The sequence below is a fragment of the Shewanella sp. MBTL60-112-B2 genome, from assembly GCF_019655055.1.
Taxonomy (GTDB): domain Bacteria; phylum Pseudomonadota; class Gammaproteobacteria; order Enterobacterales; family Shewanellaceae; genus Shewanella.
On the sequence record NZ_BPFA01000013.1, the window covers coordinates 63,687 to 80,837 of the forward strand.

Here is a 17,151-nt window from a genome sequence, read left to right on the forward strand (position 1 = left end):
CAGTTGACAACCAGCAGCATATGAATTGGAAACTCGACAGTATTCACCCCAGGAATGACTCGCCTTAATCAGCTGATGTTGTGCGCAAATACGATTAAAGGCGTTTGGGGACATTATAAAAATAAGGACTGCAATCAATGAAATCTAAGATGAAACCTAAGATGAAAATTTCAGCATTGAGCCTAGCCATAAGTATGGCAACGCTCACCCCCACAACCTTATTTGCAGCCGAAGCCGCAGACAAGAGCGACGCTAAACAAGAGATGGAAAAAATTGAGGTCACGGGTTCACGTATTAAACGTGCCGACTTCGAAGGTGTTGCCCCAGTAACCGTGATCACCGCCGACGATATAGCCAATAGCGGCCTTAACTCTATTGCAGAAGTACTGCAATCCTCTGTAGCCAATACTGGTGGTTCACTCAATGGGGAAAGCGATGGCTTTACCGATAGCGCAAGCTCAGTCAACTTACGTGGTATGGGAGCTAACCGCACTCTGGTATTGATCAACAGTCGTCGCCAGGCTTCGTTCCCAAGTGCAGCTGGCGGCACTTCAAACTTTGTCGACGTATCTGATATTCCAACAGCTGCGGTAGAGCGTATTGAAATTCTAACTGGTGGCGCGTCGGCAATTTACGGTTCTGATGCGGTAGGTGGTGTGGTGAACATCATCTTAAAGCAGCAATATGACGGCGCTAAAGTCGCCGCGAAATATACCGAGCCGACTCAAGGCGGCGGTGAACAATTAGACTTGTCTTACCTACAGGGATTTAATACCGAAAAGAGCCAAACCCTGTTAATGCTTGAATACAAAAAAGTCGAATCGATTCAAACATATCAACGTGACGACCTTTATAGTCCTGCTTACTATGAAAATGAAGATGGTGAACTTACATGGGGAGCAGGTCCTTATGGCGACGCAACTCCTTCAAGCTGGTCTTCTAGAATTACCGATTACAGCAAGGTTTATCACGAAGATAAGTACGTTAACCTAGACGAACAGCAATGTAGTGAACTATTTGGTGACAAAGGCATTTACAGACCCGACTACAAATATGGTTGTTACTACGATAAGTACGCCGACCGTGGTCTACAGTCAGCTTACGACCGCGTTAACTTAGTGCTTAACACTACTTATGACTTAAACGATGATTGGCAAATTTACGGCATGATTAACGCGTCGTACAAAGAGTCGACTAAGTACAAAGATGAAAAGGGTTTCGGAACCAGTATTTATCAAGATGAAGCGACCGGTGCGCTGAGTTATGACAAGTATGAGTTTGAAGATGATAGCCGCTTCTACCTAGCCCGTAGAATGGAAGAGTATCCTGGACCTCGTACCTATGATACGCAAAACACTAAGGCTGCTATCTCGTTTGGCGCCGACGGCACCATAGGTGAGTATGAACTAGATCTCTCTTGGTCTAGCAGCTACAACAAATACGAAAAACAAAACCATCACATGGTGAGCGCCGATGCGCTGCTCGATATTGTCACCTTTGATCCAAACGATGCAGATCCATCAAAGTGGTATCCGCATAATGAGCTGACGACTGAACAAGCTAACATGCTAATTGCTGATTCAACCAAGAATTCAGACTCAAGTATGCACCAGTTCCAAGCGGTGTTTACTGGCGACCTAATGGAATTACCAGCGGGTACAGCAGGCTTTGCAACCACGGCCGAATGGGCGCGTGAAAGTTATGAAGATACCCTAGATGAAGTGACAATGAGCGGTGGTTTAATCGGTATGGGCGGTACCGGTGGTAAAGGTGATCGTGACCGTGTGGCCGTTGCTGGTGAATTACAAATCCCACTACTTGCCGACATCACTGGCATTAAGTCTTTAGACCTATCTGCAGCACTGCGTTACGACCAATATTTAGATGATTCAGATGTAGGCGGCGCAACCACACCACAAGTTGGACTTTCATACCGTCCGATTGATGAAGTCATGGTTCGTGCCAACTGGGGTAAGAGCTTTAGAGCACCAGACATGCACCGTTTATACGCAGGCCTCACTCGAGCTTACGGTTCTACCTCATACCCGCATCCAACCATTCCAGATGAGGTCTATGAAGATAATTACAGCAGCATAAGCTCAGGTAATGTCAACCTTGAAGAGGAAAAGGGTGAATACTGGAACTTTGGTATTGTAGCCAACATAACCGACAATGCAGACATCACGGTTGACTGGTGGAACATCGAACTTGATGGAGCAGTAAAAACGATCTCAACCGATGAGATGTTAGACGACGAAGCCAAGTATAAGCAAACTGGCAACTACAATAGCTGTGACGAGATGGACATTGTCGGTTACCTAACCGAGCTTGATGATGATGGTTTTGAGAATATCTCTTGTATGCGTAAAGGCCCAATCAACAGCGCGTATGAAGCATCTGAAGGTATCGATACTAGCTTTAACTATCAATTCCCAGAAACTTCTGTGGGTGATTTTAAATTCAAAGTTGCTGCCTCTTACCTAATTAAGAAAGAGTACCAAGAGCGCGTCGATAGCGAGATTGAAGAGCAAACTGAAACCGATTACTTCCCTAAGTGGAAAGGTAACGCAAGCTTAAGCTGGAACTATCAAGACTTCAGCGCAACAGTCGCCTACTACTACACAGGTGAAGCAAAAGGAACTGACACCTTTACCCTTATCGATGCCGATGGCGAAGAGTATGAAGAAGATGATTACACTGACACGCTTGATGTCTATCAAACTGTCAACATCACCTTGAGCTACTACGCACCATGGGAAGGTCGATTCACCGCAGGTGTTAAGAACCTCACCGATGAAATGCCACCTTTGTATGACGTGCGTAACGACAAGCACAATGACTGGCCTTTCTATGAAGATGACAACAGCAGCTATTCAAATACTGGACGTAGCTTCTTCTTAGGTTACTCACAGAAGTTTTAACTCGTCATATCCCAAGCAAATTGAGTCATTGAACTCAATTTGCTTGGGTAAATCTCCCTTAATAACGAGTTCTCAAGCGCCCATCTTATGGGCGCTTATTTTTAATAATAACCACTTCTGGATCAGGAGATAAGAATGTCTCGCAACTCGCTCTTAATGTATGCCCTGACTGCCATCTGTTACCCGCTATTTTTCAGCAATCAAGCCATGAGCAATAGCTACCAGCTCCCCAGTCAGGCCCTGCAAGATGTCGTCGAACAAACAAAAAATGTAAGCACTCGCTTATCCAGAGATAAGCAATGGTTGGCGGTATTGACTCCTAAAAAACATCTTTCAATCGACACCCTCGCACAAGATGAGCGTAAACTCGCCGGGCTTAGAGTATCACCAGACTTGTTGATCCCGAGTCGAATCAAATACACCTACTTAAACATCGAACTCATTAACCTAACCCAGCTTAAATCAACCGTAAAGCCTGTCACCATAGCGCTAGCCAGCGGCATGCAAGTAGCCAATGTCGCCTTCTCACCTGATAGCCAATACCTAAGCTATATCGGTCTAACAAAGCATAGCGCCGATCTATTTATTTATGATTTAGCCAAACAACAAAGCCACAAACTTAATCCTAGCCGCCTCAATGCCACATTAGGCTTGAAATATATCTGGCAAAACGACAGCAAGGGAGTATTCACTAACCTCGTAGTCAAGAGCGCACCACAAACTCAAGATTACACGGCAATATCCCCTAACATAAGTGAAACCTCTGGGCAGAAAGCGCCGCGCAGAACCTATCAAGACCTGCTCAAAAACCCGCAGGATGAGCGCGAATTTTCAAGTTTAACCACCAGCCAACTCAGTTTTATCTCACTCAGTGGCAATGTCTCCCCAATTGGTGAACCTGCGATTAATATTAGCTATAGCCTGTCACCTAACGATAAGTACTTAGTGGTAAAACGCATCGCCGCGCCTTTCTCATATATGGTGAAATATTATGACTTTGCCCAATCGGTTGAACTCTTTAGCCGCTCGGGAGAAAAACTGCAAACCCTTGCCCAGTTAGAGAGTAGTGAATATCGCCCACCGGGAAGCGACTCGGTGCGAAAAGGTCCACGCATGATCCATTGGCGTAGCGACAAACCCGATACTCTCGCCTTCGTAAAAGCTCTCGATAAAGGCGATAGCCGCATTAAAACCGCTTATCGGGATCAACTGCTGCAGCTCAGCGCTCCTTTTACTCAACAACCAACGCCATTAACCAAGACGCCTTGGCGGATCAGCAAAGTACAGTGGGGGGAGAAAAATACCGCGCTTATCACTGAGCGTCAGTCCGATAAGAAGCAGATGCGAGTGAGCCTTTTAGATACCTCAATGCAAAGTGATAAAAGCTTATCCCTCTGGTATCAAAAGGCAATCCGCGATACTTACAAGGACCCGGGTAGCCTCTATCGCCAAAGCGCTAAAGTTGATGGACAAAGCCTAGGTCGAGTCTACAAGCTTGATAATAATAACCTGTTACATTACGGCCTTGGAGCATCGCCACAGGGCTATCAGCCATTCTTAAAGTCATCTGCACTCAGCGCTAATAAAAAGAACCACAGCATAGGCAAGCCAGTAACCCTTTGGCAGTCATCCATGCAAGAGTTAGAAAAGGTCAAATACGTCGTAAAGCTTAAGCCGCTAACACTTATCATCAGCAGGCAAAGCACTGATACGCCATCGCACCTAGTTATGCTCGAAGTCGAGTCTGGAAACGAGCAAGTTCTCTATCAGAATCCGCATAAGCTAGATGCTTATCAAGGCATGAGCCGACAACTGGTTAACTACACTCGCGATGACGGACTACCATTATCGGGTGTGCTATACCTCCCCGCTAATTACAACTCTAAAGATGGCCCACTGCCAGTACTCATGTGGGCCTATCCCCGCGAATACAAAAATGCGGAGGTAGCCAGTCAAGTAAACTATTCGCCCAATCAATACAATCAAATTAGCGCTAAGGGCCCCGTTGCCTTCGTAGCCAAAGGTTTTGCCATCTTCGATAAGGTTGCCATGCCCATAGTTGGTGAAGGTAAAGATAAACCTAACGATAGTTTCCGCCATCAGTTGGTCGCCAATGCCAACGCTGCAATTGACACCTTGGTGAAGATGGGGGTGGCAGATAGGGAGCGAGTGGCTATCGGGGGTCACTCATACGGCGCCTTTATGGTAGCAAACCTACTGGCTCACTCGGATCTTTTTGCTGCAGGAATAGCCCGAAGTGGCGCCTATAACCGCACTCTTACGCCTTTTGGCTTTCAGCATGAAAAACGTAACTTCTGGGAGGCACCTAGTCTATATCAACAGATATCACCCTTTACCCATGCTGACAAAATTGATGAACCATTATTGCTGATGCATGGCGAGATGGACTCCAATTCTGGCACCTATCCAATGCAGTCAGCCAGATTGTTTAAAGCAATAAGAGGGCTTGGGGGCCAAGCTCGCCTAGTCACCTTCCCTTATGAAAGCCATAGCTATAAGGCTAAAGAGTCGATTATGCACATGTTATGGGAGCAAGAGAGCTGGCTAGAGCAGTACCTAAAAAGCCCTGCACTTAGCAGAGGTAGCGCCCACTTTTCACCTAACCAGCCAGACAAATCACAAGTGACATTCCATTAATAACATCTGTGGCCAATCCAGTTAACAGCTCATTTGAAGCTGAGCTTTTAACCGAGTGAGCCACAGATTTTTTGAACATTAAGGATAACTAGAGCATGACTCACTTAACCTCGATTGTTAGTTTCCCTGCAATCTGCTCAAGTCTAATTATCGCAGGCCTATGCAGCGCAACCCTCTTAAGTAAAGAAGCTGCTGCAGACACGGATGATCCCTTTGCGCCAATTATCGCGACCGAATACCTACCAAAAAATATCATCTATCTGATTGGCGACGGTATGGGGCCAGCTTATACCAGCGCCTATCGCTACTACAGCGATAACCCGCAAACTCAAAGAGTCGATAAGACCATCTTCGACAAGCTATTAGTCGGCATGTCTAGCACCTACCCTGATGACGATACTTATGTCACCGACTCTGCCGCAGCGGCTACTGCGCTCGCGACTAGCTATAAGAGCTATAACGGCGCGATTTCAGTAGATCATCAAGGCGGGTCTTTCCCCACGCTACTTGAAATGGCAAAAGCCCAAGGAAAAACGACGGCGGTAGTGGTAACCTCGCAAATTAACCACGCCACCCCAGCCAGCTTTTTAGCCCATAACCAAAGCCGCCGAAACTACGACCAAATTGCCGATAGCTATTTAACCAACCTTATCAACAAGCGCCCCGTTGCCGATCTTATGTTGGGTGGTGGTAGCCAATATTTTGCTCGCGATGACCGAGATCTAACGTTAGAATTTCAAGAATATGGCTACCAGTATATCGATAGCCTAAGCGATTTAAACAGCATCGAAAAACTGCCAGCCCTTGGCCTATTTGCCCCCAAAGGTTTACCTAGCACCTTAGAAAGCCAAGATCCTCTTCACCTCACCACTATGACCCGAAAAGCCTTGGCTTTATTATCAGACCAAGACGCCCCCTTTGTGATGATGGTAGAGGCCAGTCAAATTGACTGGTGTGGACACAGCAATGATATTGTTTGCGCCATGAACGAAATGCATGACTTTGCAAATACTTTGAGCCTAGTAAAGCTCTATGTCGATAGCCACCCAGATACCTTACTCATTGCTACGGCCGATCACTCAACGGGTGGCTTAACCTTAGGGCGAGATGGCACCTACCAATGGCAAGGCCAGTTACTGCATCAAGTTCACTCATTGCCGAGCTCCATCGCGAAACAAATTGTGGAGACACCAGAGGTCCTCAATGATTTACCTAGCTTCACTCGCTTTCTTCGCCCCCATATCAGCATTGATATTCAGCCCAAAAAACTCGACTTCCTGCGTAGCCGGCTTAACAGTCTCATCTCGCATCATGAGCCGACAAAAGAGCTCGCAGACATTCTTAAACAAGCAATTGATAAGCTGACCTATACTGGATGGACTACCGGAGGCCATGACGCTATCGATGTACCGGTTTACGCCTATGGTAAAGGTGCACTGTACTTCAGGGGCCATAAAGACAATACCGAAATAGCCGCCACCTTAATTCAGATGGTGCAAAACGAACGCTACAAGGTTCAGTAAGGCTCTCAATACACTAAGTTGTAGCAACAATAAATTTCATTTTATAACTGTTTACTTCTTTGTTTAGTAAGGCATAAAGTAAGCTTGTCTTATATTGACAGTCGGCAGTCTATTTTCTGCCAATGGATTGATGCAAACTCAAGGAACTGTTTTATGAATATAAACCAAAAAATGACTGCCGAATTTATCGGTACACTTTGGCTTGTCTTAGGTGGTTGTGGTAGCGCCGTCTTAGCCGCAGCTTTTCCTGAAGTCGGGATTGGCCTACTCGGAGTGGCATTTGCGTTCGGTTTGACCGTCCTCACCATGGCATTTGCCATAGGCCATATCTCGGGATGCCATTTAAACCCGGCAGTTTCAATTGGCCTATGGGCTGGCGGACGCTTTCCTGCATCTGAATTACTACCCTATATTATTGCTCAGGTAGCAGGCGGTATCGCTGGCGCTGGGATTTTATATCTTATCGCCTCGGGGCAGGATGGTTTTAGCCTGTCGGCAGGTTTTGCTTCAAACGGCTATGGTGAACACTCTCCAGGTGGCTATAGCTTAACAGCCGCACTAATTTGTGAAATCGTAATGACGCTGTTCTTCTTACTGATCATTCTTGGCGCTACCGACTCACGCGCACCAAAAGGCTTTGCCCCTATCGCCATAGGTTTGGGGCTTACACTAATTCACTTAATCAGTATTCCTGTCACCAATACCTCAGTAAACCCAGCCCGCAGTACCGGGCCGGCACTCTTTGTCGGTGACTGGGCAGTTTCACAGCTTTGGCTATTTTGGCTTGCGCCAATTGTCGGTGCGATTCTCGCTGGGCTAATTTATAAAGTCTTCGACGCTAAAGATTAATTGTCAAAATAGATAAACAGAGCCAAATTAGGCTCTGTTTTCTTTTTCAATAGTCAGCTTGGTGCTATTATCCGTCTAATCGGCGCGTTCTCCTTGTTTCAAGGCTCGCCTTATTTAAATTTAAGAGATGTATACCATGAGCAACAAAAACAAAAGCCTTAAACAAATCACTGAAATGACGCCAGAATCTCGCTACGACTACCTAGTTGAGCAAGTTAAAGAACATAAGACTCTTTGGTCATTACAAGATTTAGACGGCTGCGTAATGCTGACCACCGAAGAGGAAGATTGTATTCCTATGTGGCCAACTGAAGAAGCTGCAGCACTTTGGGCTGTTGATGACTGGCAAGACTGCCAAGCATTAGCGATTCCAGTTGACGAGTGGCTAGAGCGTTGGGTACCAGGTATGCAAGACGATGATCTTTTCGTTGCCGTATTCCCAGTACAAGATGACTTAGGCGTAGTGATCCCGCCACACGAGCTTGAAGAGCGTTTAGCTCCTAAAAAGCGCCACTAATTTATTAAGACCCTTTGATGGCAAGCCATATTAGCTTGCCATCTTGGTCTTTTTATCTGCTAATAAAACTAAAAAGAGAATAAAAAAGTGGATAGTGAAAAGCCTGTCACCCCCGAAAAGTCTGCAACTAGCAATAGCTGCCACGATACTCAAACCTCTAATAGCACCGCAGAAACCCCAACTGAAAAAATCAACATGCCCAAGCGTCTTATCGCCTTGCTCATCTTTTTAGTGGTGATTTCTATTAGTGGCTTAATGGCTAAACAAGGCGTGCTATTTTGTATCTTAACCCTGTTTATGGTGCTAGCAATTATCGGTAAACAAAAAGCTGGCTTGCTAATGCTAAGAGTTTATACCTCTCTGCAATTAGTTATTGCGAGTGCCTTGCCCATAGTGCTGCAAGATCCAGATAACATGGTACCTTCTGAGCCATCTAGTTATGCCATTGGCAGCTTTAGTATGCAACTACCTGATTGGTTTGTATTTGGCGTACTTATCATCATATCATTTGTGCAAGTTTGGATAGCCTTTACCCCGAAGGTGAGCCGCTACTTTAGCCGCGCAATAAACCTTAATATTATGCGCTAACATGCTATAACGGCGACCCCAAAAAATAGCCAAACTGCAGATACAAAAAAGCCGTCAGATGACGGCTTTTTTTACGTCTTCAATTCAGTCTTATTACAAGATTAAACTGAGAAGCTTGCACCACAACCACATGTGGTCGTAGCATTTGGATTCTTAACGAAGAAACGTGAACCTTCAAGGCCTGAAGTGTAATCCACTTCGCCACCAACAAGGTATTGCAGGCTCATTGGGTCAACAACCAACTGAACACCTTGCTTCTCTACAGTAAAGTCACCTTCGTTGACCTTTTCATCGAAAGTAAAGCCATACTGGAAACCTGAGCATCCGCCACCCGTTACATAAACACGTAACTTAAGTGCGTCATTTTCTTCCTCTTCGAGCAAGGTTTTTACTTTTGAAGCCGCCGCATCGGTGAAACGGATTGGCAAAGCATCTTCAGCTTGTTCAGTCATTATTACCTCTTACTTCTGTTTGCTGTGCAGAATTATCTAATACCTGAGTGTTTTGTTCAAGTAATATGCCCTGCTCTTTTTCATCCACAAGTAAATCTTGTGCACTATATTCCTGTTCAGTTTGTGAACCTTTGGTCCAACGACTCGTAGGTACTATCACTTTGGCCTTCACTCTAGACAAGCTAAAGCCCTCAGGCAATGTAAATTCACCCTCTAGTACCTGAAAATATCTAAATTTAAACTTAAATGAGGCATCACTCAGCTCAGACAACTTAAGGCTAACGGTTTTGCCATCTTGCAAACCAACTAATGTGATTTCACTGCGCCCCGCCAAAGATCGCTTGCGCTTCTCTAATTGTGTCAGCACTAACTTAACTCGGTACTGACGTGGTTCTAGGCTAGGCTCTAGCTCTAAAGTATTAATCGCCACCCCGTCAGCATTGTTTTCTGGAGCCATAACACTGCGATAAAATGCCAGTTCGCGTTCTAACTCTTTCTGTTTCACATTTTGCTCGACAAACATCGCCTGCATGTCGCGATTGGCTTCACGCTCTAATGCCAACTCTATATTTCGGGCCGCCAGAGTCTGTGCTTGCTGTTGTAACTCTTGTACATAGCGCTCGCTGTTATCGACTTTCGCCTCCACTTTAGGGAGGTAACGAGCTTTCGCAACATCGTAAATCAGTGCGCCCAACGTAAAGGCTATCAGCAATAAAAGTAATAAATAGACACTTGAGGGTCTAATTTGTCGTTCAATCACTTGCATGCGATCGATCCAACGATGATAATTTGGCATTAAGTAACAGCCCCTTAATAAAAAATCTCACATTTTGAAATCAATGTGACAAACATAAATTTTGGAAATTTCTGTGCATCAAATCATTGCGAAGAAGCGAGAGCAATTTCAAAAGTACTTACATACCGACCTTAAAGACATGCTTTCTCAGTCTAAGGTCAGTGTACAGTTATGTTTGCTCGCGTTGCTTTTTGCACTGTTTGCATCCGGTGTCATTGTTCTTTTTAGGTTATTACTGGTCTGGTGCGACACCTTTACCAAAACCCAAGAACTGAATTTTACGGACATCATCGATGACTGGCGAGTATTATTACCGCTTTTCGGCTCCTTTTTAATCTGGGGTGTCGCAAAAATGGGATCTCAGCGCTATAAACGTATGGGCATTGCCTATGTGATCCACAGAATGAAACTGCATTATGGCAAGATCCCGTTGCAGTCTGCCCCCGGACAGTTCTTCCAAGCGTTATTTGCCCTTGCCACTAACTTCTCTGTAGGGCGAGAAGGCCCAGCTATTCATTTAGGTGCCGTCAGCGCCAGTGTATTAGCGGAAAAGTTTAAGCTGCCAGACAACAGTGTCAGAGTTATGTGTGCCAGTGGTATTGCCGCGGGTATCGCTGCCATTTTTAATGCACCACTCGCTGCGGTGATTTTCGTTTTTGAAGTGGTACTCAGAGAGTACAAGATCCATTATTTTTTCCCGATTATGATCTCTGCTATTTGCGGCGCAGTGAGTAGCCAGCTTGTGTTTGGTGATGTTCATGAGTTAGATCAAATTGGTGTCGCAGCAATCCCACTCAGTCAATATCCACTACTTGCAATATTTGGAGTGATCCTTGGCTGCATTGCCGCATTATTTAATACCAGTCTACTTAAAGTAACCGCTATGGGCCAACACTGGCCGCTTATCAATCGTCTACTACTTGCGGGCGCAGTCACCACATTAGTCGGCTTAGTGTTACCCGAAGCTATTGGCAGTGGTGAACTCGCCATTGCCGAAACCATTAACCAGCACCCGAGCATTTTATTTTTATGTGCCATTTTGGCAGGTAAGATAATAGCCACCATAGCCGCTATCGGCTTAGGTATTCCTGGCGGACTGATTGGCCCCCTCTACGGGATTGGGGCATTACTAGGTACGGTATTAGCCTTAGTCAGCTCACTAATGTTCCCCAGTATTGCGCCTTATATTGGTATTTACACCATTCTCGGTATGACGGGTATGATGGGGGTGTGTTTAAGTGCGCCACTCGCCGCACTCGTTGCGTTAATTGAGTTGACCAATAACGCTTCAATTATTTTGCCTTCGATGTTTGTATTAGTGCCGGCCTTCTTGATTGCTCACCAAGGCTTTAAGACTAAATCTATATTCTTCAAACAACTTGAGATAATGGGGCTTGGGTATAAAGTTGCACCTGTAAACCTTGGATTGCAGAAAGTAGGCGTACGCCACCTAATGGATAAACGCTTTGTCATCGTTTACGACAACCAAGAGCTATTACTAGAAGTACTTAAACGCGCTGAGGGCCGCTCAGTATTGGTACGTAATGCTCAAGGTGCTGTAGAGATGTTGCAGCTCGAACTACAAGTGAGAGATGAAGACACCACCTTAACTCGTCACCCGATTCAAGGGTTACCCGATACTTCGACTCTCAATGAGGTATACGCAATTCTTTCGAAGGAACGACGAGGAGAAGTCTATATCTATCAAGAGACAGATGAACAAATTGTGGGGGTGATTAACTGGGTGTCTCTACGCAAAGAGATCCGTTCAGGGCAAGTGTAAATTTATACTCTACGCTCAATAAGCTAATGAGGTCTCTAAGTTAACCAACAAAAAGGTCTGCTTTTAAAACCTAAACGCCTCCCTCCCCTTACCTCTCATCGCTAGCTAATTGATGAAAGAACTGCCTGTTTACGTAAAAAAACCAATTGCCAGCAAATTCAAAACTAGCGAACAATAATAAAGCAACAATCGCCACACAACTGCAGTAACTTACTCCCCTAACTGCAAATGGCATCAAAAACAAACAAACCGCTCAAACTCCCGGCACTTTCACAACTTTTTAGATTTTTTCACAGGCTTGTTGTCACATTTTTCGGTAATTTCATGAACTCAACCGCTTTCATTTACGAATAACGAATAAAGAAGTACTCGTGAGCGTTGATAAGAAAACGTTGCAAGGTCGTAATCGGGTGCTAGCACCAACGAGCTCTATGCAAAGGTCAGGCGATTTTCCAGGGGCTCGCTTAACCAAGAGTAAACAACATCATCCCGAAAAGGGCACACAATGAGTGTATTAAATAATAAATTAGCAGCACTAGTCGTGATCTCTGCCTCTATGTTTGGCTTCAGCAGCCAGGCATTCGCAGAGGACTATCAAAAGCTGCTCAACATGTGTATCGCTTGCCACGGAGTCGACGGAACTAACGAGTTCGATTCTATCCCAAATTTAAAGGGACAAAACGCAGCATACATGGTTGGACAACTAAAGAATTTTAAAGCTGACAAACGCCAAGATAAGACGATGAGTAAAGTCGCCAAACTGTTAACCGAAGAACAGATGCAGACAATGGCGGAATATTTCAATACGGGTAAGGAACAAGACTAATGGCTATCGATAGACGTAATTTTTTAAAGGGTGCAGCAGCGACCTCTGTAACAGCCATGCTGCCGCTAAACTGGGCATTTGCATCAAACCGCCCAGCCGGTATTGAGCCAATGGACGTATCTGCTGTTAAGTGGAAAAATGTTGATGACTTACCAAGCCACTTTAAAGTGCTTAACTCAAGCCCACTGAACGCCTTCCCACCTGAGCACTTGCTTGCACCTGTAAAAACCCCTGCTGACGTCGCCTTTATTCGTTGGAACGGCAAGATGCCAGAATTCGATAAAATTGATGCCGATACTTGGGAATTTACCGTTGACGGTGAGTCAATCGAAACGCCAAAGACCTACACTATCGCCGAGCTTAAAAAGAAGTTCAAAACTCACACTCAGCAATTGGTTCTTGAATGTGGCGGTAACAGCCGCGAAAACTTCTACCCAAATGCTAAGGGTAACCAGTGGAGTAACACAGCGGTATTCTGTGCAGAGTGGACTGGTGTACTGATTAAAGACGTTCTTGCCGATTGTGGCGTGAAGAGCGACGCAGTTTATACCGCTCACTACGGTGCAGATAAGCACATCAGCGGTAAAGGTGCTGCCATTTCTCGCGGTGTACCAATCGATGCCGCCATGAATGAAAACGGCATGATTGCTTGGGGCATGAACGGCGAAGATATTCCATACATGCACGGTTACCCGCTACGTATCGTATTCGGCGGCCGTCCAGGTTCAGTTTCACAGAAATGTGCAACCGGTATGGGCGTTCGCGATCGCGTACACGATGGTAAGAAGATGGGCGCTCCTGCTTATCAAGTGCCAAAGTATCCAGTAGCTCCAGGTGAGAAAGTCGATAACAAAGACTTTAAGATCATCGAAGAGATGATTGTAAAGTCACTTATCACAGCGCCTCAAACGGGCAGTGAGCTGGCTTTAGGTAAAACGCTTTCTGTAAGCGGACATGCTTGGGCAGGTATGCGTGATGTCGCTAAAGTCGAAGTCAGCTACGACTACGGTACGACATGGCAAACAGCCGCTTTAACTAAGCCGGTAAACCCAACAGCGTGGCAGCAATGGAACATTGACCTTAAGTTGCCACAGGCTGGCTACTTTGAAATTTGGGCTCGCGCGACTGACACCAAAGGCGATACTCAGCCTATGGTTCAACCACAGTGGAATCCAAAAGGTTACCTATTTAACGGCTGTCACCGAGTGGCAGTAAGGGTCGTATAATGAGAAAGACTCTGTTTACGGCAAGCTTGCTTGCCTTAAGTTGCCTCTCTCCTGCGATGGCTGCCGATGCAGCCAAAAGCTATCCTATCGACCCTGAGTCAGGCTTAATTATGGCGCCGGGTTGGGAGATGGTTAACTATCAGTGTAACGCTTGCCATACCACGTCAATTATCCCGCAGAATAAGGGTAACCGTGAAGTTTGGCGCGATACCATTCAGTGGATGGTTGATACCCAAGGCCTTTGGGACTTATCTGATACCTGGGATCCAGTACTCGACTACCTCTCAACTTATTATGACGAGACGGGCATCGACATGAAGATCTTTAGACGTAAGCCTTTGGATAGCGATCAAATGCCACCAATGCCAACATCGATGAAGGAAGATTAAGATGCCTAACCTTTTTATTAAGCAAGTCTTAGCAACCAGCTTGATATGGGCAACTTCTGTAGGCGTAAGCATTGCCCATGCAGATACATCCTTTAAAGATACCCTAGCGGTACAAGGATTAAAGCTTGAGGCTAGCGCCTTAAACTATCAAGCAGATGCAAGCAAAGGTGAGGCACTTGCCAACCAACGCTGTATCGCTTGTCACGGTGATGCCATGCTGGGCATGATGAAGACCTACCCAGATCTTAAAGGTCAAAAAGCCGCTTACCTATTCAAGCAGTTGGTTGACTTTAAACGTGGTGATCGCTCAGATCCATTGATGCAGGGACAGGCTGGTATGTTGTCTGAAACTGAAATGAAAGATATTGCTTACTACTACTCTACGCAAACTGCGTCGGATTTAAGTAAATAGCCTTGAGCGGCTCTTAATAAACAGTCATAAAGACAATAAAGCCCAAGTAACTCAGAGTTATTTGGGCTTTTTCTTCGCTGCAATTTCATGTCATCCCCTCTTCACCGTACTACCTCCACAGTCTCGCTTTATTGGCTCTTTTTAAAGCCAGCAGCTTCGACCCGTAACGACATCCCACTCCATAGGTTCAGATGTAGAGTTTACAATTTAGCAACAATAAAGGAGTATGTGTCTTATATCTATGTAATTAGAACAAAGTCATTCGACGTAAAGGACTGTTTATGCTTAAAAAGCCTCAAACACTTATCGCTCTAGCCTTTATAGCCATTGCATTGATTCTTTATGCAGCCAACTCACAATTCAACCCTGAAAGCAGTCTACTAGTAACGGTTCATGAACCGGTTCAGACAAGTGTCCAGGAAACAGTGAAGCCAGCGCCCAAAACGGTTGCAGCCGATCTTGCCACACCGTCTGACTCTGACGGAACCCAAACCAGTTTTATAAAAGTATCAGAAAAGCGTCCGACTAAGGCGCCTAAAGATATTCGGATCAATTCTCTCGATGAACTGATGACGCTATTTAATTCACTTAATTACAACACTAAAAGCTGGCAAGACGGCAATCGTGAAGTGCCTCGCCTGACCTTTGAGTCAGTTAGTGAGCGCTGGCAAGAAACCTCGAATCAAATCCCTGTGCAACAGAAAAAAATGGTGTTTTTTCGTCTGTTAGCACCATTAATCTTGGTGGCAAACGAGAATATTCTTTTGGAACGTCGCCTGATTGAATCGGCGCCATTAGACGATGTGGTTTTACAAAGAATTGCCAAAAAATACAAAATCACCAAAGATGCTGATACGCCACTAACCGAGCAACAGAGACAGACTTTGTTAGAAGAGGTCGATATCATGCCACCCTCACTTGTTCTTGCACAAGCTGCAGAAGAAAGTGGTTGGGCAACATCGCGCTTTACTGTTGAAGGAAATGCATTTTTCGGACAGTGGGATTTTAGCGGCAAGGGAATGATCCCTAAACAACAGCGTAAAGAACTAGGCAACTACGGTTTGGCTCGCTTTGATACGCCGCTCGCGTCTGTAGAAGGTTATATGCTTAACCTCAACACTAACAATGCCTATAAAAAATTAAGAGAGTTACGAGCAAAACTGCGAGCAGAGAATAAGCCAATAACAGGCATGGAACTCGCTGGCACCTTAGATAAGTATTCAGAACGTGGCCAAGCCTATATCGATGGGATCAGGCAGATGATCAGTTATAACAAGCTAGATCAAGTCGATGAAGCCTATTTAAGCGATGCCGCCCCTCTTCACTTAATACCAAGGCCTGATTAGCCTCTTCTCGCCACAAAAAAAGCCGTAAGCTATCTGCTTACGGCTTTTGCTTTGTAAAAATCATCGCTAAATCAAGCTTTACTCTTACGCAGATAAGGCATTAACAACAGCATGATACCGACAAGCAAGAATGGAATACTCAACAGCTGACCTGCGCTGAATGTCCAGGTATCGGCGTATACTGCTTGCTTGACCTTCACCATCTCAATCAGGAAGCGCGAGCTAAACACTAATACCAGGAACAGACCAAAAATAGCGCCGTGTTTCTGCTTCATATCGGTGAGCTTATAGATTGCCCACAACAAGGCAAAAATCGACAGGTAAGCAATCGCCTCATACAGCTGCGCAGGGTGACGCGGCAACATGTCGACACGCTCGAACACAATAGCCCAAGGCACTGTGCTTGGTAGACCCAGAATTTCTGAGTTTACAAAATTAGCCATGCGTACGAAGAAGCCGAAAATTGCCGTTGCTATCGCTAAACGGTCTAGCAAGAATAGGAAAGGTAACTTCACCTGACGCTGATAATAGTACAAAGCTAAAATTGCACCTAAACCACCACCGTGGCTAGCCAGTCCTCCTTCCCATATCGCCAAAATTTTTAGCGGGTGACTAAAGTAATAAGCTGGGTCGTAGAAAAGGCAATGTGCTAAGCGCGCACCGACAATAATACCTACCACGCAATACATTAGTAAGTTGTCTAACGACTCTACTGGCAGGTTTTCTTTGATATAAATGCGCTTCATCACCTGAAAACCTGATGCTATCGCTAGCGCAAATAAAATGCCGTACCAATGTACCTTCAACCCCATAAAGCTGATGGCTACAGGGTCAATATTCCAAATAAAATGGTCCAAACTAAGCC

Annotated in this window: 15 protein-coding genes; 12 read left to right on the top strand and 3 right to left on the bottom strand. The window is 45.3% G+C overall.

What is annotated here, in order from left to right; genetic code table 11:
- Window positions 1-137: 137 nt before the first annotated feature.
- The 6 genes from K5Q73_RS10370 to K5Q73_RS10395 all read left to right on the top strand — a co-directional run bounded on the left by K5Q73_RS10370 (window position 138) and on the right by K5Q73_RS10395 (window position 9,056).
- Window positions 138-2,921: a TonB-dependent siderophore receptor gene (locus K5Q73_RS10370; RefSeq protein ID WP_259650809.1), complete on the top strand. Its 2,784-nt coding sequence runs from the start codon at window positions 138-140 to the stop codon at window positions 2,919-2,921.
- Between the two features lie 135 nt (window positions 2,922-3,056).
- A complete protein-coding gene (locus K5Q73_RS10375) occupies window positions 3,057-5,579 on the top strand; it encodes a S9 family peptidase (protein ID WP_220764269.1) in 2,523 nt (840 codons plus the stop codon).
- Window positions 5,580-5,674: 95 nt separating this feature from the next.
- Window positions 5,675-7,102, top strand: coding sequence for an alkaline phosphatase (locus K5Q73_RS10380; RefSeq protein WP_220764267.1), 1,428 nt, complete (start codon window positions 5,675-5,677; stop codon window positions 7,100-7,102).
- Window positions 7,103-7,255: 153 nt separating this feature from the next.
- Window positions 7,256-7,951, top strand: a complete 696-nt coding sequence (aqpZ, locus tag K5Q73_RS10385) for an aquaporin Z (protein WP_220764265.1) — start codon at window positions 7,256-7,258, stop codon at window positions 7,949-7,951.
- A gap of 136 nt (window positions 7,952-8,087) precedes the next feature.
- Window positions 8,088-8,468 (top strand): DUF2750 domain-containing protein, encoded by a 381-nt coding sequence (locus K5Q73_RS10390; protein ID WP_220764263.1) that lies wholly within the window; start codon window positions 8,088-8,090, stop codon window positions 8,466-8,468.
- A gap of 87 nt (window positions 8,469-8,555) precedes the next feature.
- Entirely contained in the window at window positions 8,556-9,056 is a 501-nt protein-coding gene (locus tag K5Q73_RS10395) for a hypothetical protein (protein ID WP_259650858.1), read from the top strand.
- 101 nt (window positions 9,057-9,157) lie between these two features.
- On the opposite strand, the gene erpA is transcribed toward K5Q73_RS10395, so the two are convergent.
- Together erpA and K5Q73_RS10405 are read right to left on the bottom strand one after the other, a co-directional pair.
- Window positions 9,158-9,508, bottom strand: a complete 351-nt coding sequence (gene erpA, locus K5Q73_RS10400; RefSeq protein WP_012154245.1) for an iron-sulfur cluster insertion protein ErpA — start codon at window positions 9,506-9,508, stop codon at window positions 9,158-9,160.
- Window positions 9,501-10,304, bottom strand: coding sequence for a DUF6776 family protein (locus K5Q73_RS10405; protein WP_220765735.1), 804 nt, complete (start codon window positions 10,302-10,304; stop codon window positions 9,501-9,503). Before K5Q73_RS10405 ends, erpA begins: the two co-directional genes overlap by 8 nt.
- Window positions 10,305-10,365: 61 nt before the next feature.
- Between K5Q73_RS10405 and K5Q73_RS10410 the strand changes: the two genes are divergently transcribed.
- The 6 genes from K5Q73_RS10410 to K5Q73_RS10435 all read left to right on the top strand — a co-directional run bounded on the left by K5Q73_RS10410 (window position 10,366) and on the right by K5Q73_RS10435 (window position 16,286).
- Window positions 10,366-12,087 (top strand): chloride channel protein, encoded by a 1,722-nt coding sequence (locus tag K5Q73_RS10410; RefSeq protein ID WP_220765736.1) that lies wholly within the window; start codon window positions 10,366-10,368, stop codon window positions 12,085-12,087.
- 505 nt (window positions 12,088-12,592) lie between these two features.
- A complete protein-coding gene (locus K5Q73_RS10415) occupies window positions 12,593-12,913 on the top strand; it encodes a c-type cytochrome (RefSeq protein WP_220765737.1) in 321 nt (106 codons plus the stop codon).
- Entirely contained in the window at window positions 12,913-14,139 is a 1,227-nt protein-coding gene (locus K5Q73_RS10420) for a molybdopterin-dependent oxidoreductase (protein WP_220765738.1), read from the top strand. The genes K5Q73_RS10415 and K5Q73_RS10420 overlap by 1 nt, the downstream gene beginning before the upstream one ends.
- On the top strand, window positions 14,139-14,528 hold the full coding sequence (locus tag K5Q73_RS10425) for a cytochrome C (protein ID WP_220765739.1): 390 nt from the start codon (window positions 14,139-14,141) through the stop codon (window positions 14,526-14,528). Before K5Q73_RS10420 ends, K5Q73_RS10425 begins: the two co-directional genes overlap by 1 nt.
- A gap of 1 nt (window position 14,529) precedes the next feature.
- A complete protein-coding gene (locus K5Q73_RS10430) occupies window positions 14,530-14,940 on the top strand; it encodes a cytochrome c (protein ID WP_220765740.1) in 411 nt (136 codons plus the stop codon).
- 281 nt (window positions 14,941-15,221) lie between these two features.
- On the top strand, window positions 15,222-16,286 hold the full coding sequence (locus tag K5Q73_RS10435) for a glucosaminidase domain-containing protein (protein WP_220765741.1): 1,065 nt from the start codon (window positions 15,222-15,224) through the stop codon (window positions 16,284-16,286).
- A 71-nt stretch (window positions 16,287-16,357) separates the two neighbouring features.
- Here the strand turns inward: K5Q73_RS10435 and lgt are convergent, their stop codons facing one another.
- Window positions 16,358-17,143: a prolipoprotein diacylglyceryl transferase gene (lgt, locus tag K5Q73_RS10440; protein WP_220765742.1), complete on the bottom strand. Its 786-nt coding sequence runs from the start codon at window positions 17,141-17,143 to the stop codon at window positions 16,358-16,360.
- Window positions 17,144-17,151: the final 8 nt, after the last annotated feature.